Source organism: Actinacidiphila glaucinigra (assembly GCF_035918135.1).
GTDB classification, from domain to species: Bacteria; Actinomycetota; Actinomycetes; order Streptomycetales; family Streptomycetaceae; genus Actinacidiphila; species Actinacidiphila glaucinigra.
In genome coordinates this window covers 1,536,652-1,557,421 of record NZ_CP109144.1, presented here as the reverse complement: position 1 = coordinate 1,557,421, position 20,770 = coordinate 1,536,652, and the positions used below count along the sequence as shown (strand labels likewise).

Annotated in this window: 20 protein-coding genes; 11 read left to right on the top strand and 9 right to left on the bottom strand. The window is 73.6% G+C overall.

Going from position 1 to position 20,770, the window contains the following annotated elements; genetic code table 11:
• Positions 1-86: 86 nt before the first annotated feature.
• Both OIE69_RS06855 and OIE69_RS06850 read right to left on the bottom strand, forming a co-directional pair.
• On the bottom strand, positions 87-641 hold the full coding sequence (locus tag OIE69_RS06855) for a GNAT family N-acetyltransferase (protein WP_326571040.1): 555 nt from the start codon (positions 639-641) through the stop codon (positions 87-89).
• Entirely contained in the window at positions 638-1,525 is an 888-nt protein-coding gene (locus OIE69_RS06850) for an amidohydrolase family protein (protein ID WP_326581022.1), read from the bottom strand. The genes OIE69_RS06855 and OIE69_RS06850 overlap by 4 nt, the downstream gene beginning before the upstream one ends.
• A gap of 157 nt (positions 1,526-1,682) precedes the next feature.
• On the opposite strand from OIE69_RS06850, the gene OIE69_RS06845 reads away from it, so the two are divergent.
• Genes OIE69_RS06845 through OIE69_RS06830 form a run of 4 tightly spaced genes read left to right on the top strand, consistent with a single transcriptional unit; the run spans position 1,683 to position 7,558 of the window.
• Complete coding sequence (locus OIE69_RS06845) at positions 1,683-2,903, top strand: CaiB/BaiF CoA transferase family protein (protein WP_326581020.1); 1,221 nt, start codon at positions 1,683-1,685, stop codon at positions 2,901-2,903.
• Between the two features lie 30 nt (positions 2,904-2,933).
• Positions 2,934-4,076 (top strand): acyl-CoA dehydrogenase family protein, encoded by a 1,143-nt coding sequence (locus OIE69_RS06840; RefSeq protein ID WP_326571039.1) that lies wholly within the window; start codon positions 2,934-2,936, stop codon positions 4,074-4,076.
• Positions 4,077-4,122: 46 nt separating this feature from the next.
• Positions 4,123-5,337: an acetyl-CoA C-acetyltransferase gene (locus tag OIE69_RS06835; protein WP_326571038.1), complete on the top strand. Its 1,215-nt coding sequence runs from the start codon at positions 4,123-4,125 to the stop codon at positions 5,335-5,337.
• Between the two features lie 37 nt (positions 5,338-5,374).
• Complete coding sequence (locus OIE69_RS06830; protein WP_326571037.1) at positions 5,375-7,558, top strand: 3-hydroxyacyl-CoA dehydrogenase NAD-binding domain-containing protein; 2,184 nt, start codon at positions 5,375-5,377, stop codon at positions 7,556-7,558.
• 90 nt (positions 7,559-7,648) lie between these two features.
• Here the strand turns inward: OIE69_RS06830 and OIE69_RS06825 are convergent, their stop codons facing one another.
• From OIE69_RS06825 to OIE69_RS06815, 3 genes are all read right to left on the bottom strand, one after another.
• Positions 7,649-8,425 (bottom strand): MerR family transcriptional regulator, encoded by a 777-nt coding sequence (locus tag OIE69_RS06825; protein WP_326571036.1) that lies wholly within the window; start codon positions 8,423-8,425, stop codon positions 7,649-7,651.
• A 240-nt stretch (positions 8,426-8,665) separates the two neighbouring features.
• Complete coding sequence (locus OIE69_RS06820; RefSeq protein ID WP_326571035.1) at positions 8,666-10,273, bottom strand: PP2C family protein-serine/threonine phosphatase; 1,608 nt, start codon at positions 10,271-10,273, stop codon at positions 8,666-8,668.
• A 183-nt stretch (positions 10,274-10,456) separates the two neighbouring features.
• On the bottom strand, positions 10,457-11,614 hold the full coding sequence (locus OIE69_RS06815; protein ID WP_326571034.1) for a PP2C family protein-serine/threonine phosphatase: 1,158 nt from the start codon (positions 11,612-11,614) through the stop codon (positions 10,457-10,459).
• 135 nt (positions 11,615-11,749) lie between these two features.
• Here OIE69_RS06815 and OIE69_RS06810 point away from each other — a divergent pair, with 135 nt between their 5' ends.
• From OIE69_RS06810 to OIE69_RS06795, 4 genes are all read left to right on the top strand, one after another.
• On the top strand, positions 11,750-12,244 hold the full coding sequence (locus OIE69_RS06810; protein ID WP_326571033.1) for a MarR family winged helix-turn-helix transcriptional regulator: 495 nt from the start codon (positions 11,750-11,752) through the stop codon (positions 12,242-12,244).
• A gap of 220 nt (positions 12,245-12,464) precedes the next feature.
• Positions 12,465-13,682, top strand: a complete 1,218-nt coding sequence (locus OIE69_RS06805; RefSeq protein ID WP_392567472.1) for a PP2C family protein-serine/threonine phosphatase — start codon at positions 12,465-12,467, stop codon at positions 13,680-13,682.
• Positions 13,679-15,292, top strand: a complete 1,614-nt coding sequence (locus OIE69_RS06800; protein WP_326571032.1) for a sensor histidine kinase — start codon at positions 13,679-13,681, stop codon at positions 15,290-15,292. The genes OIE69_RS06805 and OIE69_RS06800 overlap by 4 nt, the downstream gene beginning before the upstream one ends.
• Before the next feature lie 2 nt (positions 15,293-15,294).
• Complete coding sequence (locus tag OIE69_RS06795; protein ID WP_089223561.1) at positions 15,295-15,732, top strand: response regulator; 438 nt, start codon at positions 15,295-15,297, stop codon at positions 15,730-15,732.
• A gap of 35 nt (positions 15,733-15,767) precedes the next feature.
• Here OIE69_RS06795 and OIE69_RS06790 read toward each other — a convergent pair whose 3' ends face one another.
• On the bottom strand, positions 15,768-16,595 hold the full coding sequence (locus tag OIE69_RS06790) for a DUF1206 domain-containing protein (protein ID WP_326571031.1): 828 nt from the start codon (positions 16,593-16,595) through the stop codon (positions 15,768-15,770).
• Between the two features lie 170 nt (positions 16,596-16,765).
• On the opposite strand from OIE69_RS06790, the gene OIE69_RS06785 reads away from it, so the two are divergent.
• Together OIE69_RS06785 and OIE69_RS06780 are read left to right on the top strand one after the other, a co-directional pair.
• Complete coding sequence (locus OIE69_RS06785; RefSeq protein ID WP_326571030.1) at positions 16,766-17,029, top strand: GlsB/YeaQ/YmgE family stress response membrane protein; 264 nt, start codon at positions 16,766-16,768, stop codon at positions 17,027-17,029.
• A 169-nt stretch (positions 17,030-17,198) separates the two neighbouring features.
• On the top strand, positions 17,199-17,702 hold the full coding sequence (locus OIE69_RS06780) for a DUF6328 family protein (RefSeq protein ID WP_326571029.1): 504 nt from the start codon (positions 17,199-17,201) through the stop codon (positions 17,700-17,702).
• Positions 17,703-17,790: 88 nt separating this feature from the next.
• On the opposite strand, the gene OIE69_RS06775 is transcribed toward OIE69_RS06780, so the two are convergent.
• The 3 genes from OIE69_RS06775 to OIE69_RS06765 all read right to left on the bottom strand — a co-directional run bounded on the left by OIE69_RS06775 (position 17,791) and on the right by OIE69_RS06765 (position 19,683).
• Positions 17,791-18,504, bottom strand: a complete 714-nt coding sequence (locus OIE69_RS06775) for a hypothetical protein (RefSeq protein WP_326571028.1) — start codon at positions 18,502-18,504, stop codon at positions 17,791-17,793.
• Entirely contained in the window at positions 18,501-19,145 is a 645-nt protein-coding gene (locus tag OIE69_RS06770; RefSeq protein WP_326571027.1) for a hypothetical protein, read from the bottom strand. Before OIE69_RS06770 ends, OIE69_RS06775 begins: the two co-directional genes overlap by 4 nt.
• 130 nt (positions 19,146-19,275) lie before the next feature.
• Positions 19,276-19,683 (bottom strand): ATP-binding protein, encoded by a 408-nt coding sequence (locus tag OIE69_RS06765; protein ID WP_326571026.1) that lies wholly within the window; start codon positions 19,681-19,683, stop codon positions 19,276-19,278.
• A 183-nt stretch (positions 19,684-19,866) separates the two neighbouring features.
• Between OIE69_RS06765 and OIE69_RS06760 the strand changes: the two genes are divergently transcribed.
• Positions 19,867-20,733, top strand: coding sequence for a SigB/SigF/SigG family RNA polymerase sigma factor (locus OIE69_RS06760; protein ID WP_326571025.1), 867 nt, complete (start codon positions 19,867-19,869; stop codon positions 20,731-20,733).
• Positions 20,734-20,770: the final 37 nt, after the last annotated feature.

The window sequence follows — 20,770 nt, the reverse complement described above, 5'->3', positions numbered from 1 at the left end:
CGACGCCCGCAACGGCGCCCGCGGCAGGCCGCTGGTGTCGTCGCACCGGAGTACCGGAGTACCGGAGCAGCGCGCCCCGGACGGCGTCAGCCGCCCTGTGCCCCGCCGGGCCGGGTGACGTCGCGCTGCCAGCGGACCTCGCCGTCCACGACGACGGAGGTGGGGGCGAGGCCGGCGGCCGCGGCGACGGAACGGGACGCCCGGTGACCGGGGTGGACATGGGCGACGACGCGGTCCACGGGGAGTGCGACGAGCCGGGCGACGAGGGCGACGGCGGCCTCGGTGGCGATGCCGCGGCCCTGCCAGGGGGCGCCGGTCACCCAGGCGACCTCGGCGACCGTGCCGTCGGGGGTGTCCCACGCCACCGTCGCCTGCACGGTGCCCGTGAGGCGGTCCTCCGTGCGCAGCCGGACCACCCAGTTCCACCAGGACACGGCGGGGTCCCCGGAGCCGGCGACCAGGCGGGTGTAGCGGGCGCGCAGACCCGGCGCGTCGTACGGGGTGCCGCCGATGAACTCGTGGAGCCCGGGGTCGGAGAGCACGGCGGCCATCTCCTGCGCGTGATCGACCCGCAGCGGTTCGAGCACCAGCCGCGGCGTGGTGATCGCCTCGGGCCCGCCGGGCCGCACGGGCGGCGTCACTGCGGGATCCCGAAGAGCCGGACGGCGTTGCCGTACAGGACGCCCCGCGTCCACGCCTCGCCCAGCTCCAGCCGCGTCAGCGCCTGCAGGGCGTGCGGGTACGCGTACGGGATGTTGGGGAAGTCGCTGCCGAACAGGACGCGTTCGCCGAGGTCGGCCAGCCGTGTGCGCTCCGGGGGCGGGAAGGGCGCGTCGGCCTCGCTGAAGTCCGTGAACGCCATCGTCGTGTCCAGGTGCACGCCCTCGTACCGCTCGGCGAGGTCCAGGAACGCCCCGTACTCCGGCATGCCCATGTGCGCGACGACCAGCCGCAGCCGGGGGTGCCGGGCCAGCAGCCGGGCGATCGGGCCGGGACCGGTGTGGCGGCCGGGGACGGGCCCCGACCCGCAGTGGGTGACGACGGGGACGCCGCCGTCCGCGAGCAGGCCCCAGACGGGGTCGAGCAGCGGGTCGTTCGGGTCGAAGGCCCCGACCTGCACGTGGCACTTGAAGACCCGGGCGCCCGCCTCCAGCGCCTGCCGGACGTAGCCGGGCGCCTCCGGCTCCGGGAAGAAGGTCGCCGTGTGCAGGCAGTCGGGCGTCCGGGCGGCGAAGCCGGCGGCCCAGGAGTTCAGCCAGGCGGCCATCGCGGGCTTGTGCGGGTAGAGCATCGAGGTGAAGGCGCGTACCCCGAACGCCCGCAGTGTGGCCACCCGCTCGTCCTCGTCGGTGCGGTACGCGATCGGCCACCGCCGGCCCGTGAGCGGGCCGGCGGAGTCGAAGTACGCCCAGACCTTGGCCAGCACGCGGTCCGGCATGAAGTGGGTGTGGACGTCCACGATCCCCGGCAGGCCCAGGTCCTGCCAGAGCTGCCTCACCCGTACGGCCTCGTCCGCCGGCGCCATGTCCGTCACCTCTGCCACTGTGCCTCCTCCATGGCGGTGATCCTCACACGAACCGCGGCCCGCCGGGGCTGCGGCCCTTGTCATCGGCATCGCGCATCCATAGCATCGCCAGTGTTACAGCAATACTGTCATGCTCGTCGCGAAGCCGGAGGCCCCGATGACCGAGGCGCGAACGCGACCGGGGAAACGGCCGGGGGAACGACCGGCGGAGGCGGCATCCGCCGGCGGGCCGCTCGCCGGTGTGCGCGTGGTGGAGCTGGCCGGCATCGGACCGGCCCCCTTCGCCGCCATGCTGCTCGGCGACCTCGGCGCCGACGTCGTCCGCGTCGACCGGCCGGGCGGCTCACGGCTCGGCGTCGACCCGGCGCACGACGTCACCAACCGCAACAAGCGCTCCGTGGTCGCCGACCTCAAGAGCGAGGGGGGCGTCCGGCTGGTCCTGGACCTCGCCGCCCGCGCCGACGTCCTGCTGGAGGGCAACCGCCCCGGCGTCGCCGAACGCCTCGGCGTCGGTCCCACCGACTGCCACGCCCGCAACCCCCGCCTCGTCTACGGCCGTATGACCGGCTGGGGCCAGGACGGGCCGCTCGCCGCGCGCGCCGGGCACGACATCGGGTACATCGCCGTCGCCGGTGCCCTGGGGATGATCGGCCCCGGCGACGGACCGCCCGCGATCCCGGCCAACCTGCTCGGCGACTACGCCGGCGGCTCCCTCTACCTGGTCACCGGTGTGCTCGCCGCCCTGCACCACGCCCGCGCCACCGGCACCGGCCAGGTCGTCGACGCGGCCGTCGTCGACGGCGTCGCCCACCTCGGCGCGATGATCCGCGGCATGGTCGCCGCCGGCGGCTGGCAGGACCGGCGCGGCGCCAACCTGCTGGACGGCGGCTGCCCCTACTACGCCGTCTACGAGACCGCCGACGGCGGCTGGATGGCCGTCGGCGCCCTGGAACCCGCCTTCTACGCGGAGTTCGCCCGGCTGCTCGGCCTCCCCGAGGACGCGCCGGACCGGGGCGACCTCGGACGCTGGGACGAACTGCGCACCCTGATCGCGGCCCGCTTCAGGTCCCGAACCCGCCAGGAGTGGACGGAGGTCTTCGAGGGCAGCGACGCCTGCACGGCGCCGGTGCTCTCGCTGGCCGAGGCCGCGGCCCACCCCCACCTGGCCGCCCGCGGCACCTTCGCCGGCACCGGCGGCATCACCCAGCCCGCTCCCGCCCCGCGCTTCTCCGCCACCCCCGGCGCGCTGCGGCGGCCGCCCGCCCTGCCCGGCGCGCACACCGCGGAGGTCGCCCGCGACTGGGACCTTCCGGTGTCCGTCCCCGGGGTCACGACGCCCACCCCCCTCGTCGAACGGGCCGGCGACCGGCTCCCGTAGCCGGGCCACCGGCGGAAGGCAGGCACCAGTATGCGGCGCGACCTCTTCACGGCCGAGCACGAGGCGTTCCGGGAGACCGTCAGGGCCTTCCTGGCCAGGGAGGTGCTGCCGCACCACGAGCGCTGGGAGAAGGCCGGCATCGTCGACCGCGAGGCCTGGCTCGCCGCCGGCCGCCAGGGCCTGCTCGGCACCTCGGTGGCCGAGGAGTACGGCGGCGGGGGCAGCGACGACTTCCGCTACGCGGTCGTGCTGGCGGAGGAGTTCGCGCGGGCCGGGGCGCACGGGCTCGCCCTCGGCCTCCACAACGACATCATCGGCCCGTACCTGACCGGCCTGGCCACCGAGGAGCAGAAGCGGCGCTGGCTGCCCGGGTTCTGCAGCGGCGAGACCATCACGGCCATCGCCATGACCGAGCCCGGCGCCGGCTCCGACCTGCAGGGCATCCGCACCACCGCCGCCGACGAGGGCGACGCCTGGGTCCTCAACGGCTCCAAGACCTTCATCTCCAACGGGATCCTCGCCGACCTGGTCGTGGTCGTCGCCCGGACCACCCCCGAGGGCGGCGCGCGCGGGCTGAGCCTGCTCGTGGTGGAACGCGGCATGCCCGGCTTCGAACGCGGCCGCAACCTCGACAAGATCGGCCAGAAGGCCCAGGACACCGCCGAACTCTTCTTCCGCGACGTACGGGTGCCCAAGGAGAACCTGCTGGGCACCGAGAACCAGGCCTTCCTCCACCTCATGGCCAACCTCGCCCAGGAGCGGCTCACCATCGCCGTCGCCGCGGCGGCGGCCGCCGAGCACCTGCTGGACCTCACCACCACCTACGTCAAGGAGCGCGAGGCCTTCGGCCGGCCGCTCGCGCGGCTCCAGCACATACGGTTCGAGATCGCCGAGATGGCCACCGAGTGCGCCGTCACGCGCGCCTTCGTCGACCGTTGCGTCGGCGAGCACACGGCGGGCCGCCTCGACGCGGTGCACGCGTCGATGGCCAAATGGTGGGCGACGGAACTGCAGAAGCGGGTCACCGACCGGTGTCTGCAACTGCACGGCGGCTACGGCTACATGAGCGATTTCCCGATCGCCAGGGCCTTCACCGACGGACGTATCCAGACCATCTACGGCGGCACCACGGAGATCATGAAGGAGATCATCGGCCGTTCGCTGCTCGGCTGATCCCCCCTCGCACCACACCGACACCCTCATCGAAAGGCATCCGACGTTGAGCACCGACGCCTACGTCTACGAGGCCATCCGCACCCCGCGCGGGCGCGGCAAGGCCAACGGTTCCCTGCACGGCACCAAGCCCATCGACCTGGTCACCGGGCTCATCGACGAACTGCGCCGCCGCCTGCCGGGACTCGACCCGGCCGCGATCGACGACATCGTGCTCGGTGTCGTCACCCCGATCGGCGACCAGGGCTCCGACATCGCCAAGACCGCCGCCATCGCCGCCGGGCTTCCCGAGACCGTGGCCGGCGTCCAGGAGAACCGCTTCTGCGCCTCCGGTCTGGAGGCCGTCAACATGGCCGCCGCCAAGGTCCGTTCCGGCTGGGAGGACCTGGTGCTCGCGGGCGGCGTGGAGTCGATGTCCCGCGTCGCCATGGGCTCCGACGGCGGCGCCTGGGCCATGGACCCGATGACCAGCTACACCACGGGCTTCGTGCCCCAGGGCGTCGGCGCCGACCTCATCGCCACCATCGAGGGCTTCAGCCGCCACGACGTCGACACCTACGCAGCCGAGTCGCAGGCCCGCGCAGTCGAGGCGTGGAAGGAGGGCCGCTTCGACCGCTCCGTCGTCCCCGTCGTCGACCGCAACGGCCTGGTCGTCCTCGACCGCGACGAGCACATCCGGCCCGGCACCACCGCGGAGAGCCTGGCCGGGCTCAAGCCGTCCTTCGCCACGATCGGCGAGGCGGGCGGCTTCGACGCCGTCGCGCTGCAGAAGTACCACTGGGTCGAGAGGATCGACCACGTCCACCACGCGGGCAACTCCTCCGGCATCGTGGACGGCGCCGCACTGGTGGCCATCGGCAACCGTGAGACCGGCGAGCGCTTCGGCCTCACCCCGCGGGCCCGCATCGTCTCCGCCGCGGTCTCCGGCTCGGACCCCACCATCATGCTCACCGGCCCCGCCCCCGCCTGCCGCAAGGCGCTCGCCAAGGCCGGGCTGACCGTCGACGACATCGACCTCGTCGAGATCAACGAGGCCTTCGCCGCCGTCGTCCTGCGCTTCATGCGCGAGATGGGCCTGAGCCACGACAAGGTCAACGTCAACGGCGGCGCCATCGCGCTCGGCCACCCCCTCGGGGCCACCGGCGCCATGATCCTGGGGACCCTCGTCGACGAACTGGAACGCCGCGACCAGCGGTACGGACTCGCCACGCTGTGCGTCGGCGGCGGCATGGGTATCGCCACCGTCGTCGAGCGCCTCTGACCTCCTGTCCCGCACCCCGCTACGGAGCCGACCGAACATGACCGCTCTTCCGACGCACACCACCATCCGCTGGGAACAGGACGAGACCGGGGTCGTCACCCTCGTCCTCGACGACCCGAACCAGTCCGCGAACACCATGAACCAGGCCTTCAGGGAGTCCCTGCGGGCCGTCGCCGACCGCCTGGAGGCGGAACGCGACTCCGTCCGCGGCGTCATCGTCACCTCCGCCAAGAAGACCTTCTTCGCCGGCGGGGACCTCAAGGACATGATCAAGGCGGGGCCCGAGGACGCCCCGCAGATCTTCGAGGCCGGCATGGGGATGAAGCGCGACCTGCGCCGCATCGAGACCCTCGGCAAGCCCGTCGTCGCCGCCGTCAACGGTGCGGCCCTCGGCGGCGGTTACGAGATCGCGCTCGCCTGCCACCACCGCGTCGCACTCGACGCGCGCGGCTCGAAGATCGGCCTGCCCGAGGCCACCCTCGGCCTGCTCCCCGGCGGCGGCGGGGTCGTCCGCACGGTGCGGCTGCTCGGCATCACCGACGCGCTGCTGAAGGTGCTGCTGCAGGGCAACCAGTACGACCCGCGGCGCGCGCTGGAGAACGGGCTGGTCCACGAGGTCGCGACCGACCACGACGACATGCTCGCGAAGGCACACGCCTTCATCGACGCCCACCCCGAGTCCGCGCAGCCCTGGGACGCCAAGGGCTACCGCATCCCCGGCGGCACCCCCAGCACGCCCAAGTTCGCCGCCAACCTGCCCGCCTTCCCGGCCAACCTGCGCAAGCAGCTCGCCGGCGCCCCCTACCCGGCGCAGCGCAACATCCTCGCCACCGCCGTGGAGAGCGCCCAGGTCGACGTCGACACCGCCTTCGCCATCGAGGCCCGCTACTTCACCGAGCTGGTGACCGGCCCGATCGCCAAGAACATGATCCAGGCCTTCTTCTTCGACATGCAGGCCGTCAACTCCGGTGCCAGCCGCCCCAAGGACGTCCCGGCCCGCACCGTCACCAAGGTGGCCGTGCTCGGCGCCGGCATGATGGGCGCGGGCATCGCCTACTCGTGCGCCAAGGCCGGCATCGAGGTCGTCCTGAAGGACGTCAGCGCCGAGGCCGCCGAGCGCGGCAAGGCGTACTCCGCCGGGCTCCTCGACAAGGCCCTGGCCAGGGGCCGTACCACCCAGGAGAAGCGGGACGAGCTGCTCGCCCGGATCCACGCCACCGCCGACCCGCAGGACCTGGCGGGCTGCGACGCCGTCATCGAGGCGGTCTTCGAGGACCCGGCCCTGAAGCACAAGGTGTTCCAGGAGATCGAGGGCGTCGTCGCCCCCGACGCCCTGCTGTGCTCCAACACGTCCACCCTGCCCATCTCGCTCCTGGCGGAGGGTGTGCAGCGCCGCGAGGACTTCATCGGCCTGCACTTCTTCTCGCCGGTCGACAGGATGCCGCTGGTCGAGATCATCAAGGGCGGCCGCACCGGCGACGAGGCGATCGCCCGCGCCTTCGACCTGGTCCGGCAGATCCGCAAGACCCCGATCGTCGTCAACGACTCGCGGGGCTTCTTCACCTCGCGCGTCATCGGGCACTTCATCAACGAGGGCGTGGCGATGGTCGGCGAGGGCGTCGACCCCGCGACCGTGGAACAGGCCGCCGCCCAGGCCGGCTACCCGGCCAAGGTGCTCTCCCTGATGGACGAGCTGACGCTCACGCTGCCCCGCAAGATCCGCGAGGAGTCGCGGCGCGCCGTGGAGGAGGCAGGAGGCACCTGGCAGCCGCATCCCGCGGACGCCGTCATCGACCGCATGGTCGAGGAGTTCGGACGCACCGGACGCAGCGGCGGCGCCGGCTTCTACGACTACGCCGACGGCAAGCGGACGGGCCTGTGGCCCGGCCTGCGCGAGCACTTCACCAAGCCGGAGGCGGCGGCCGTCCCCTTGCAGGACCTCAAGGAGCGCATGCTCTTCGTCGAGGCGCTGGACACCGTCCGCTGCCTGGAGGAGGGCGTTCTGACCTCCGTCGCCGACGCCAACATCGGTTCCATCCTGGGCATCGGCTTCCCCGCCTGGACCGGCGGCGTCCTGCAGTACGTCAACGGCTACCCCGGAGGCCCGGCCGGCTTCCTCGCCCGCGCCGAGGAGCTGAGGGCCGCCTACGGCGAGCGCTTCGCCGCCCCGGAGCTGCTGGTGCGGAAGGCCGGGCGGGGCGAGACCTTCACCGACGGCTGACCCGTACGGCTGACCCGTACGAGCGGCCGGGACGCACCGGCCCGGACGGCGGCGCCGCGGCCCCCACCGGGGGACCGCGGCGCCGCCGTCTCACTCCTCGCCGCTCCCTCGTTCGCCGAACCCGGCGGCCGTGGCCCGCAGTTCCTCGGCGAGCGACCGCTGGAAGGCGGTGACCAGGGCCTGGACGACCATCGGCTGCAGGTCGTCGGTGAGCCTGCGCATCCGGGCCCGCTCCTCGGGCGCCGGGCGCCCGGCCACGTACGGCTGCCACACCTCCTGCTGGAAGAGCCGGTGCAACTCGTGGGCGACCGCGCGGGCGTGCTTCAGCACGATCTCCCGGGTGGCGAGCAGCGTCTCCAGCGGGATCGGCACGTCCAGCAGGCGCACCCCCAGGTGCAGCAGCGCCGGGTTCACCAGCAGCACACCGGGGTCCGCGGTGGGGTGCAGGACGCCCATGGCGGCGAGCCGGTCCAGGTCGTGTCCGCTCAGCGGCCGTCCCGCCCGCTGCTCCAGCCCGTCCCGGGCCAGTTCCTCCGCGGCGTCGGGCATCCACGTCGCCACCAGCGCCCGGTGCAGCGCGAGGTCCTCGGGGGTGATGTCGGCGGGCAGCTGCTCCAGATAGCGGCCGATCGCGGCCAGCGTCAGCCCCTGCCGCTGCAGCTCCTCGATCAACGCCAGCCGGGCGAGGTGGTCCGGCCCGTACAGACCGATGCGGCGGGTGCCCAGTTCCGGCGGCGGCAGCAGGCCCTTGGCGCTGTAGAAGCGGATCGTGCGGACCGTGGTACCGGAGCGTGCCGCGAGCTCGTCCACCGTCAGACGCGGCTCCTCGGCCGCCGGCGCGGTCTGCCGGGCGGGGGACTGCGTCATGCGCCGGATCTCGCTCTCTGCCTCGCCGCGCTGGTCATGACACCAGTATGACCGGTCACGGTGCGGAGCCGGGGCCGTGCGCACGCCTGCGGCGGCTCGGACCGGTCCGCGCCGTCGCGTACGCGTCCCCGCCGTGGTGGCGGCGAACAGGGCGCCCGCCCGGTCCTCTGCCGACGCGGAGTGCGCCGGGGGCGCGTCCTCACGGTGCCCATGGCGTGCACCCGGCCGGTCCGTGGGCGTTCACCGCACTCGGAGGGTGCCGCGCGGGGCGGCCACGCCGACCAGCGCGATGTCGTCGTGGGGGCGGTCGGCGAGCCATTCGGTGGTGCGCATCTCCACATGCTCGACCAGGGCTTCCACCGGCATCCCGACGCAGCCGGCCACGGTCGTCTTCAGCCGCTCGGAGCCGAAGAACTCACGGCCGGTCACCCCGCCGCGGGCCTCGGTGACGCCGTCCGAGTAGAGCAGGCAGCTCTCGCCGGGCTGCAGCACCGTGGTGAAGGTCGTGGCCCGCACGTCGGGCACCGCGCCGATCAGGGTGCCGGAGGTGCCGGCCTCCTCCACGTCGCCGGAGACCCGCAGGATGAGCGGTGCCGGATGGCCGCCCGTGGTCAGCCGTAGCCGCACCTGACCGCGGCCGAGCGGGGTGACGCCCGCGAGCACCATGGTGGCGAAGCGCGTGCGGGCGGTGTTGAGGAGCGCGTGGTTGAGCAGCGTCAGCAGCCTTACGTGGTCGGTCTCGACCATCCGCAGGGCGCTGAGGGTGTTGCGGATCTTGCCGGTGAGGACGGCGGCCTCCAGGCCCTTTCCGCACACGTCCCCCAGCACCACGGTGCTCTCGCCGTCGGAGTCCTCCGCCGGGTAGGTGTCGTAGAAGTCCCCGCCGACGCGCAGCGCCTCACGGGACGGCCGGTAGGAACCTGCCACCTCGGTGCCCCTGATGGGCCCCAGCCGCGGCGGCAGCAGGTCCTCCTGGAGCAGGGCGGCGCTGCGCGCCTGCTCGGTGTAGAGGACGGAGGCGGAGATCGCGGCGCCGGCGCGGGCGGCGAAGACCCGGGCGAAGGTCTCCTCCTCGACCGTGAACGGCCCGCCGAGGCGGCGCATCAGGACGAGTGCGCCCGCCGGGACGCCGTTCCCCGGCAGCGGGGTGACCAGCAGCGACACCGGGGCGCCGAAGTCCTCGGGGAGCAGCCAGTCCGGGGCCCGTGCGGGATCGGTCCGGCGCGACGGCACCGGGGGGAAGCCGGCCAGCGCCTCGGCCAGCCCGGGCACTTCGGCGGGGTCGACGGCCAGGGCGCACTCCTCCACGCCGTGACGGCCCGTGACGGCCCGGGTCAGCCGCAACTGCTGCCGGTCGGGCGGGGTGACGACCACCGCGGCGTCGGCGAGCTGCGAGGCGGCCAGCTCCGCCGTGGCGGTCACGCACGTGCGCGGGTCGAGCGAGGAGAGCAGCCCGGCGGACGCCTCGGCCAGGAACTCCGCGCGGCCGTGGGCCAGCTGCAGTTCGCGGTCGGTGCTGCGGGCGTCCGTCACGTCGGTGAGGTACCAGGCGTGGTGCCCGCCCGGGAGCTCGGCGCGGCGTGCCGTCACCTGCCGGGTCCCCATGCCGCCGTGGGCGGTGGCGGCACCCGAGGCGTCCGCCGCCGTCAGCCAGGCGGGGGCGGTCTCGGCGAGCGCGCGGCCGGCCACCAGCCGCGGCGCCCAGGAGGTGATCACGGCGTTGACGGCACGGATCACCCCTGCGCGGTCGCTCACCAGGACGGCGGTCTCGGTCAGGGACTCGACGAGCGCGCGCAGCACCCGCTGCCCGATCCGAGCGGAGGTGGCTGACCCCTGCTCTCGGGCCACTGGTGAGCGCGGAGGCGGGAGAGACGTCACGATGCGGTAGGAGCAAGGCCGGGGCCGCCGTGTGGGACCGTCGGGATCGCTCCGGTCCTCTCGTACCTGGACGAAGGTTGGCCGGGGCAAACAGTTGCCCTTCGGCAAGAGTCTTCCCCATCGCCCGTCACCAGGCAAGCTCCTCCCAGCGGTTCACGCCCAGTCCAGGCACACCACCAGCGCGTCGTCCTCGGCCTCCGGCAGCACGCGGTGACCCGGCAGTTCGCCCAGGACCGCCCGTGGGACGTCCGCGGCCGGGAGCAGCCGGGTGGCCAGGACCGCGCGGGCCAGCGCCCGTTCGCCGTACGTCTCGCCCCCGGGTGAGGCGGTCGCGTACACGCCGTCGCTGACGATCAGGAGCCGGTCCCCGGAGCGCACCTCGAAGCGCTGCGGGACATAGGGGGTGTCCTCGAACATGCCCAGGGGCGACTGGGCCTCGAAGTCGATCCGGTCCACCGCCGAGCCGCGCAGCCGGTACACGCGCGGCGATCCGGCCTCGACCACCTCGGCCGCGCCGGTCGCCAGGTCGAAGCGCATCAGCAGGACCGACACGTACTGTTCGCCCCGGTACCGGGCGTAGACGGCCTGGTCCGCGAGCATCGCCTGGTCGGCGAGGGGGACGCCGGCGCGCCGGGCGTTGCGCAGCGCGTTCACGGTGAGGCTGGTCAGCAGGGCGGCCTCGATGCCCTGTCCCATTCCGTTGGTGACGGTCAGTGTGAGGTCCCGCGCGGCTGCCGACCAGTCGAAGTTGTCGCCGTGGATGTCGTAGGCGGGCTCCAACTGGGCGCCGAGGGCGTACTCGGGGCGGGCGCAGGCTCGTCCGGGCAGCAGCTCCCACTGCATCTCGGCGGCGAGGGTGAGCCGGTTCCGGCGGCGGGCGCGCAGGTAGCGGTCGGTGTCCCGGTCGGCGACGAGGAGGTGATGGCCGAGCATCTCCGCGATCTCGGCGAGGTCGCGCACCTCCTCGGGCGCGGGTTCACCGGGCAGCGTGACGCTGAGCACGCCGATGCGGTCACCGCGCACGCTCACCGGAAGGTGGAGGCGTACGCCCTCGTCGCCCGCGGCCTCGGCGAACGGTTCCTGGGCGCCGAAGGCCCGGCCCTCGGGCGTTCCCGCGAGGGGTACGGCGGCCTGCGTGGGCTCGGGCGCGGAGACCGGCTGGAGCACCGCCAGGCCGTAGTCGGCGAGCAGGATCTCCACGGAGCGGGCCGCGCAGTGGGTGCGCAGGACGTCCGTCAGGGCGGCGGGCAGGGCGTGCGGGGGCGCGGCGCGCAGGGCGCGTTCGGCGGCGAGGGGGGCGTGTCGGTTCACCGGGGTGCGACGGTCCTTCTGGGTGCGGGGTCGGGTCGGTTAGCGTGGTGGCGCGCCGTTTGGCGCGCCCTGTCCTGTCTCGTCTACCCGCTCGCCGGCGGTATCCCTCCGGCGGCACGCCGTGAGGAGGTCCCCTTGGCCGCCACCGCCGGATCGCAGCGGGACGCCGCCGTGGCCGCGGCGTCGTCCGTGGTGGAGGCACTCGAGGTGCTGTGGGGCCGCGGCCGGGACGCGGGGGACCCTCCCGTGCCGCCCTCGCAGTTGCGCGTGCTGTTCGCGCTGGAGGGCAACGAGGGGATCAACCTGAGGACGCTGTGCGACGTTCTGGGTGCCGGGCCGCCCGCGGTGAGCCGGCTCTGCGACCGGCTGCAGGCGGTGGGCTACCTCACCCGGGACACCAGCCCCACTTCACGCCGCGAGGTGTGCCTGTGGCTCACGCCGCGCGGTACCGCCTTCCTCGCCCAGCTGCGGGAACGCAGGGAGCGGGAACTGGCGACGGTCGTGTCGGCGATGCCCGAACGCGCCCGTCGCGCCCTCCTGGAGGGGCTGACCGCGTTCCGCTCCGCCGCCGAGACGACGGGGCTCGGCGCCGTACGTCCGCTTCCCGGAGGCCGCAGCCACACCGCGTAGCCGTCCGGTCCGTGCTCCCGGCCGTGCGTCCGGTCGTGCGTCCGGCGCCGGGGGTACCCCCCGGCGGGCCGACCTGCGTGCGATTGTTGTGTTCGACTACTGTTGCCAAACGGCAATGATCGAAGATGATCGGCACTGACCCAAAGGGCATCCGGCCAGGGTGCCCTTCGCGTACGATCCCATCGCCCCACCTGGGGCACCACAGGGGTGGGGAGACGATGTGGAAGGCAACACGCTGACGCCCCCGGAGGGCGTCATCCCCAGACAGGGCGACGGCCGGCGCAGCCGGCTCTCCGTACTCCTCGTCGAGGACGACGCGGGGGACGCGCTGCTCGTCGAGGAGCTGGTCGCCGACAGCGGGGTGCCCGTCGAACTGCGCTGGGTACGCACGCTGGCCGAGGCGGGCACCGAACTGGCCGCCCGCCCCGCCGACTGCGTCCTGCTCGACCTGCACCTGCCCGACGGCCAGGGCCTGGACGCCCTCGGCCGGGCACTGTCGCTCACCGACCGTGCCGCCGTCGTCGTGCTCACCGGTCTCGCCGAGGAGCGGACCGGCCTGGCCGCGCTCTCCGCCGGGGCCCAGGACTACCTGGTCAAGGGGCGGGTCGAGGGCGAACTCCTGGGCCGCGCGCTGCGCTACGCGGTCGAACGCAAGCAGGCCGAACGGGCGGCCCTCGCCCTGCGGGCCAGCCAGATGCGGGCCCAGGAGAACGCGCGCCTGGAGCGCGGACTGCTCCCGCTGCCCATGTTGCGCACCAAGGACGTCACCGTCACACCCCGTTACCGTCCGGGCCGGGCGGACTCCCTGCTCGGCGGTGACTTCTACGACGTCGTGGAGACCACCGAGGGCGTCGTCCACACCCTCATCGGGGACGTGTCCGGGCACGGTCCGGACGAGGCCGCGCTCGGCGTCGGACTGCGCATCGCCTGGCGCACCCTGGTGCTGACCGGCGTCGAGGGCGCCCGGCAACTCGCGCTGCTGGAGCAGGTGCTGGTGGCCGAACGCGCCGCCCCCGAGATCTTCGCCACGGCCACCATCCTCACCCTCGCCCCCGACCGCCGCACGGCCCGGGTCTGGCGGGCGGGCCACCACGGACTGCTCAACCTGGCCCCGGACGGCACCGTCGAGTACACCGAGCCGCCCCGCGGGCCCGCCCTGGGCGTGGTGCCCGGCATGGGGGAGTGGCCCGAGGGCCGGATCGAACTGCGCCCCGGCCAGTCGCTGATGCTCTTCACGGACGGGCTGTTCGAGGGCCGCACCGACGAGGGCCGGCTCGGCGAGGAGGGCCTGCTCGCCCTGGCCAGGCAGCACGCCACGCTGCCCGCCTCGGAGTTCGTCGACACCCTGATCGCGCGCGCCGAGGCACTGGCCGCCGACCACGGCGGCCTGGACGACGACCTGGCGGTGGTCCACCTCACCTGGAGCGCCTCGCCGTGACGGCCGCCCGCGCGCGGCTGACCGTCCAGGGCTGGATCGTGCTGGTCCTCGCCGCCCTGGGGGTGTTCATGACCGTGGCCGCAGGCGTCGGCTTCACCCAGCTGCGGCGCACGGCGGAGGTCTCGGACCACCTCATCGCCCGGGTCTCGCCCGCGCGGGTCGAGGCCTACCGGCTGCAGACCGCCCTCGTCGACCAGGAGACCGGGGTCCGCGGCTACGCCATCACCGGCGACCCGGACTTCCTGGAGCCCTACACCCGCGGCCGGGTCGTCGAGGAGGACGCCGCCCGCCGCATGCGCGGCCTCGTGAACGGCCTACCGGAACTCGTACGCGACCTGGACGCGCTCCGGCAGGCCGCCGCCGACTGGCGCCGGCGGTACGCGCAGCAGGTGGTCGACCGCACCGAGGCCCTCGGCGGCGGCACCCCCGACGCGGCCACCACCCGCCGGGGCAAGGAGGCCTTCGACCGGGTCCGCGCCCTGTCCGCGACCCAGGCCCGCCGACTGGACGCGGAACGCGCCGCCGGCACGCGGCAGCTGGCGGACGCCCGCACCCTGCGCGACCGGGTCTTCGGGCTCATGGTCGTGGCCTTCTTCCTCACCGCCGTCGCGCTCGCCGTCCTGGTGCGGGTGATGGTCGTCCGGCCGCTGAACCGGCTCCGCGAGGCCGTGCAGGACGTGTCGGGCGGCGAATACGACCGCCGTATCCCGTCCCACGGCCCCGCCGACCTGCACGCCGTCGGCGCCGCCGTGGAGGGGATGCGGCGGCGCATCGTCACCGACCTGGGGGAGTCGCGGCGTAAGGAGGAGCAACTGCGCCACGAGGGCGAGCTGCGCGAGGCGCAGGCCGAGGAACTGCGCCGCTCCAACGCGGAGCTGGAGCAGTTCGCCTACGTCGCCTCCCACGACCTGCAGGAACCGCTGCGCAAGGTCGCGTCCTTCTGCCAGTTGTTGGAGAAGCGCTACGGCGAGAGCCTCGACGAACGCGGCACGCAGTACATCGCCTTCGCCGTCGACGGCGCCAAGCGCATGCAGGTGCTCATCAACGACCTGCTGACCTTCTCCCGGGTCGGGCGGCTGGGCGACGCCAGCGTGCCGGTCGCCCTGGACGAGCCGCTGGACCGCGCGCTGGGCAACCTGTCCGTCGCGATAGAGGAGTCGGGCGCCGTGATCGAGCGCCCGCCCGCGCTGCCCGGCACCGTGGGCGACCCGACCCTGCTGGCCATGCTCTGGCAGAACCTGGTCGGCAACGCCGTCAAGTTCCGAGCGGAGGACCGGCCGCCCCGGGTGACCATCACCCTGGACGGGCCGGGAGCACCGCAGGACCCCGGGCGTCCTGACGGGGACGGCATGCTCCACTTCTCCGTCACCGACAACGGCATAGGCGTGCCGGCGGAGTTCGCCGACAAGATCTTCGTCATCTTCCAGCGCCTGCACAGCCGGGACAGCTACGGCGGTACGGGCATCGGGCTCGCGCTGTGCAAGAAGATCGTCGAGTACCACGGAGGCCGGATCCGGCTCGACCCCGGCCGGCCGGAGGGCACCCGCATCCGCTTCACCCTGCCGGCGGCCGCCGAGCGGGCACCCGCACCGGAGGAGGAGTCCGCGTGAACCTGCAGGAACCGGAACCGATCATCGTGCTGCTCGTCGAGGACGACCCCGGCGACGAGCTGATGACCCGCGAGGCGTTCCAGGAGAACAAGGTCCGCAACGTCCTGCACGTCGTACGGGACGGCGAGGAGGCCCTCGACTTCCTCCACCGGCGCGGCGCCCACGCCGGCGCGCCGCGCCCCGGGCTGATCCTCCTCGACCTCAACCTGCCCCGCTTCGACGGCCGTCAGGTGCTCGCCGCGATCAAGGCCGACGCCGACCTGTGCACCATCCCGGTCGTCGTCCTCACCACCTCCGAGGCCGAGGAGGACATCCTGCGCAGCTACAAGCTGCACGCCAACGCCTATGTGACCAAGCCGGTCGACTTCGAACGCTTCATCGACGTGGTCCGGCAGATCGACGACTTCTTCGTGACGGTGGTGAAGCTCCCGGGCCGCTGATCCGGGCGCCCGCCGCCGCTCGGACCAGCTGCCGCTCAGACCTGCCGCCAGCGGGCCATCGCCCAGGAGAACACCCCGAACAGCGCCAGCCCCGCCGCGATCACGGCCAGCAGCCACGGTCCGGCGGGGGTGTCCCGGAACGTGCGCAGCGTGTCGTCCAGCCCCTTCGCCCGGTCCGGGTCGAAGCGCACCGCCGCGACGACGACGAAGCAGCCCGCGGCGGCGAACACCACGCCCCGGCTGGCCCCTCCGGCCACCCCGAGGAAGTCGACCACCCTGCGGACCCGCGGCGACATCGCTCCCGTCCGCAGGTGCTTGCGGAACTTCCGCAGCAGGGCCCGTACCGCGATCCACCCTCCGGCTCCCACCAGGACCAGGCCCGCCGCCCCCACCAGCCAGCGGCCCATGGGCCAGCCCAGGGCGTGCGCGGTGACGTCCTTGGAGGTCTCGTCGCTCGACCCGCCCGCGGAGGAGCCGTCCACCGCGAAGGTCACCACGGAGTACGTCACGAAGGCGTAGAAGACCGCGCGGGCCGCGGACATGAGCCGCTTGCCCGCCTTGTCCCCGTCCGGACCCGCCGCGCCGAACGCGGCCTCCGACAACCGCCACAGCGTCATCCCGGCGAACCCCACCGCCAGGGCCCAGACCAGGAACCCGCCGAAGGGCTGCGCCGCCAGCCGGGCGACCGCGCCGCCCCGGTCGGCCTGCTCCGAGGACCCGTCGAAGGCGACCCGCAGCGCCAGCACCCCGAGCAGCGCGTAGATGACCCCGCGCGCCGCGAGACCCGCCCGCGCCCCGGCGCGGATCGCCTTCCTCCCCCGCGTCCCGGGCCGTACCGCGCCCGCACCCACCGTCGTGTCCACACCGGCCTCCCTGCCCCGACTGCCTCCGGTCCACCGGATGCCCCGTCGCGGCCGGAACACACCCGGCGACACGGCGGCGCGCGGCTGCGTGGAGTGTCCGGCCCGGGGTATCCGCGTGGTGCGAACACACTTCCGGCCAGGGGCCGGACGAGGTTGGGGTTGAGGTGGAGATGGAGATCTCGAGCATCATCAGTGCCATCGTGATCGGCCTGATCATCGGTGTGCTGGGGCGTCTGGTGGCGCCGGGGCGACAGCCGATCGGAGTGCTGTGGACGATCGTCGTCGGCATCGTGGCGGCCTTCATCGGCAGCGCGATCGCCCAGGGGCTCGGTGTCGCCGACACCGACGGCGTCGACTGGGTCGAGTGGCTGATACAGATCGGCCTCGCGGCCGTCGGAGTGAGCCTGCTGTCGCGGAGCAGGGCGCGGCGGTGAGCACCGCGGTCCGGCCGCCCCCGCTCCGGGCGCGGGCGGCCGGACCGCGTACGAGGACGGCGACCGGTCCGGTCGCCGTCCTCGTCATGCCCGGGCCATGCCGCGCGCGACACGGGCAGCCGATGGTAAGTCAGCTATGACGTGCACGACCGAGCAGTGGGAGGGTGCCATGTCCAGTGACGACGCGGACGGCCGGACCGGCCCGGGGGACGGGCGTGACGAGACCGAGGACGAGCGCGCCGACCGGAAGTGGGGCGAGCTCATCCAGGAGGTGCGGGTCGCCCAGACAGGCGTGCAGATCCTCTTCGGATTCCTGCTGACCGTCGTCTTCACCCCGCACTACCAGCGGCTCGGGACGACCGACCACACGATCTACATCGTCACGGTGGTGCTCGGCGCCTGCGCGACCGGGGCGCTGATCGGCCCGGTCTCCTTCCACCGGATCGTCTCCGGCAGCCGCATCAAACCGCAGGCCGTGCGCTGGGCCTCCCGGCTCACCTTCGTCGGGCTCGTGCTGCTGCTGGCGACGATGACCTCGGCGCTGCTCCTGGTGCTGCGCGCCGCCACCCACGACGCCTTCGTGCCGTGGCTCGTCGCCGGCGTCCTGGTCTGGTACCTGGTCTGCTGGTACGGGCTGCCGCTCTGGGCCCGGTACCGCCACACGGGCGACTGACCCGCGACCGGGCGCACCTGAACGCGGTGGCCGGGAAACCCTGGGGTTTCCCGGCCACCGCGTTCATGTCGTTCGCGGCGTGCGGTCCTCAGACGTGCAGGACGCGGTCGACGAGGTCGCGGTAGCCCTGCAGGGCCAGGCGCAGCCTCTCGGTGTCGCCGCCCTCGCTCTCGTTCCGTCCGCCGGCCCGCCAGCCCGAGCGCAGTTCGTCGCGCCGGCTGCGCAGTTCCTCCACCAGCCGCTCGGTGGCCTCGCCGAGGACCTCGTCGGCCTCCTCCACCGCGTGGCGCGGCTCGTCGACGAAGCCGCCGACGGCGTGCTGCAGTCGCTGCTGCAGCTTGTCCACCGCCCCGTCCACACGCGGCGGAGCGCCCGGGGCGGGCACCCGCTCCTCCTGCCGCGCCGGGCTGCCGCCGGGCTTCACCGCCGCAGCGGGGCCGAAGCCGCCGGCCGTCGTGGGCTTCGCGCCGTGCTCGGGCTTCGCGCCGGCCGTCGCGGGCTTCGCGCCGTGCTCGGGCTTCGCGCCGGCCGTCGTGGGCTTCGCGCCGTGCTCGGGCTTCGCGCCGGCCGTCGCGGGCTTCGCGCCGTCCTCGGGCCGCGACCATCCGGTGGGCCGGCGCGCGGCAGGCGGCTCGTCCTTCGTGTCCGCGCTCTGCGGCGCGGCGGGGGACTTCGGCTTGCCGGGGGTCTGCTCGGAGGGGGCCGTGCGCCCCTCGCGCCCGGTGCCGGTGCCGTCCGTCGTGGCGGCCCGGTCGCTCTTGTCGGTTCCGTCGGTGTCGTGGTGCTCGTGTGTGGGGTTCATCGGCTGCTCCAGGACGGCAGGTGGAAGCGGTGGGAGCCGTTTCGGCCGGAGTCCGCGTCACCCGCGCCGTCCTCGCGCGAGGTGGTGCGGGGCCCCTTGTCCACCGCGATGAGGTCGTCGAACAGCGCCCGGGCGCTGAGCAGCCGCGCGCGCAGTTCCTCGGTGTCCGCCGTGGTGCGGTCACCGTCGTTCCGGGGTTCCGCGGCGCCGCGCAGGTCGCGGTAGGCCTGGAGGTGCCGGGGGCGGTGGACCGACAGGGCGTCGATCTGCTCGCCCGAGGTGTGCTCCGGGAAGCCGCGTTCGTGTGCCAGCCGGTCCAGCAGCCGCGACGCCTCTCGCACAGCCTGCGCGGGGGAGTCGACGAACCGCTCCTGCAGGGCGGCCCACTCGACGCGGTACTCCTCGGTCCGACGTGCGCTCAGCGGCTCCGGGGCCAGACCGCCGTGCCGTTCGACACGCTCCTGCAACTCGCGGTGCGCCGCGTCCGTGTCGCCCTCGTGCCGGGCGACCGTGCGTTCGTACTCCGGTCCGAAGCGGCGCCTGAGCTGTCCCGTGCCGCCGCCGCGCCGCGTCGTGAGGACCGCGGCGAGGGCGATCAGGACAACGACGACGACCGCCCCGATGATGATGCCCGTGGTCATGGTGTGCCTCCCGGGGGCCGTCGTCCGGCCCCGACGTTCGAACTGGCCGTGGTGCGGGTCTCGTTGCACCAAAGGTGCGTGTTACCGCGATCCGTTCGTCCACACGTACGACGTCGGGGGCAGGGGCGCGTCAGCGCGGCAGGTGCACGTGGATGACCTTGCCGCCCGCGCGCAGCAGCGTCACCCGGATGTCCCGGGCCAGCCGGCGCACCAGGCGCAGGCCGTAGCCGCCGGGCAGGAAGCGCTCGGTGGGCGGGGGCGGGGCCGGCAGCCGGTCGTTGTGGTCCTGGACGGACACGCGGATCGCGTCCGGTACCGCCACCACGTCGAGGCCCGCCAGCCCGCCGCCGTACCGGAAGGCGTTGGTGACCAGTTCGGAGACGACCAGCAGGCAGTCCTCGACCCGCTCCTGATCGACGCCTCGCAGCCGCGCACGGGCGAAGTCACGTGCCTCGCCGATGGTGGTGGGCAGCGGCCGGTCCGCCGGCGCGGGCCGCACGATCCCCGCGCCTTCCGCGTCTAGGTCAATGCTGTACACGCACGATCACCCCGTAGGCATCCTCGGTCCCTCACTGGTCTGCCCGGACTGGCCGGTCCTACGCTGCCCTTGGCGCGATTCACGTCCTTCCGGGATCGGTGGGAATGCTTTGCGGAGGAGCGGGTACCCGAGGGGCAACGTACGGGAACATGACGTAGAGGTGCAGAGGTGCGAGGAGGAGCCGTGATCGCCGACGTGAGCGGGACGAGCACCGGGGTCGAGAGCCCCGAGGTCGACGTACTGCCGCAGATCGCCGACCCGAGCAGCGTGGCTCCCACGAGCGCGCGCCGCCTGTCGAAGCTCTTCCTCGAGCGCCTCACGGTGCTCGAGGAGGGAACCCAGGAGTACCAGTACGCCCGCAACACCCTCATCGAGATGAACATGTCGCTCGTGCGGTTCGCGGCCAGGCGCTTCCGCGACCGCAGCGACGAGATGGAGGACATCGTCCAGGTCGGGACGATCGGGCTGATCAAGGCCATCGACCGGTTCGACATCTCGCGCGAGGTGGAGTTCACCACCTTCGCGGTGCCGTACATCGTCGGTGAGATCAAGCGGTTCTTCCGCGACACGACCTGGGCCGTGCACGTGCCGCGCCGCCTCCAGGAGCGCCGGGTGGAGCTGGCCCGCGCCCGGGACGAGCTGTCCTCCCGGCTGGGCCGCGCCCCGAAGGTGAGCGAGCTCGCGGCACTCATGGACATCTCCGAGGCCGAGGTCGTCGAGGCCCAGGTGGCCTCCAACGGCTACACCGCCTCCTCCCTTGACGCGGCCATGAACGGCGACGACGGCGACGACGGCGAGACGGTGCTCGCCGACTTCATCGGCGCGGTCGACCCCGCCATGGAACTCGTCGAGGACCTCGGCTCGCTCGCACCGCTCGTCGTGGAGCTCGGTGATCGCGATCGGCAGCTGCTCCATCTGCGGTACGTGGAGGAACTGACGCAGGCCCAGATCGGGGAGATCATGGGCTGCACGCAGATGCACGTCTCGCGGCTGCTCTCGCGCACCCTGGCCCGGCTGCGGGCCGGACTCCTCCAGGACGGCTGCGCCTGACCCCGCCCCGTCCCCCTGCACGTGGCCCGCGCCCGGT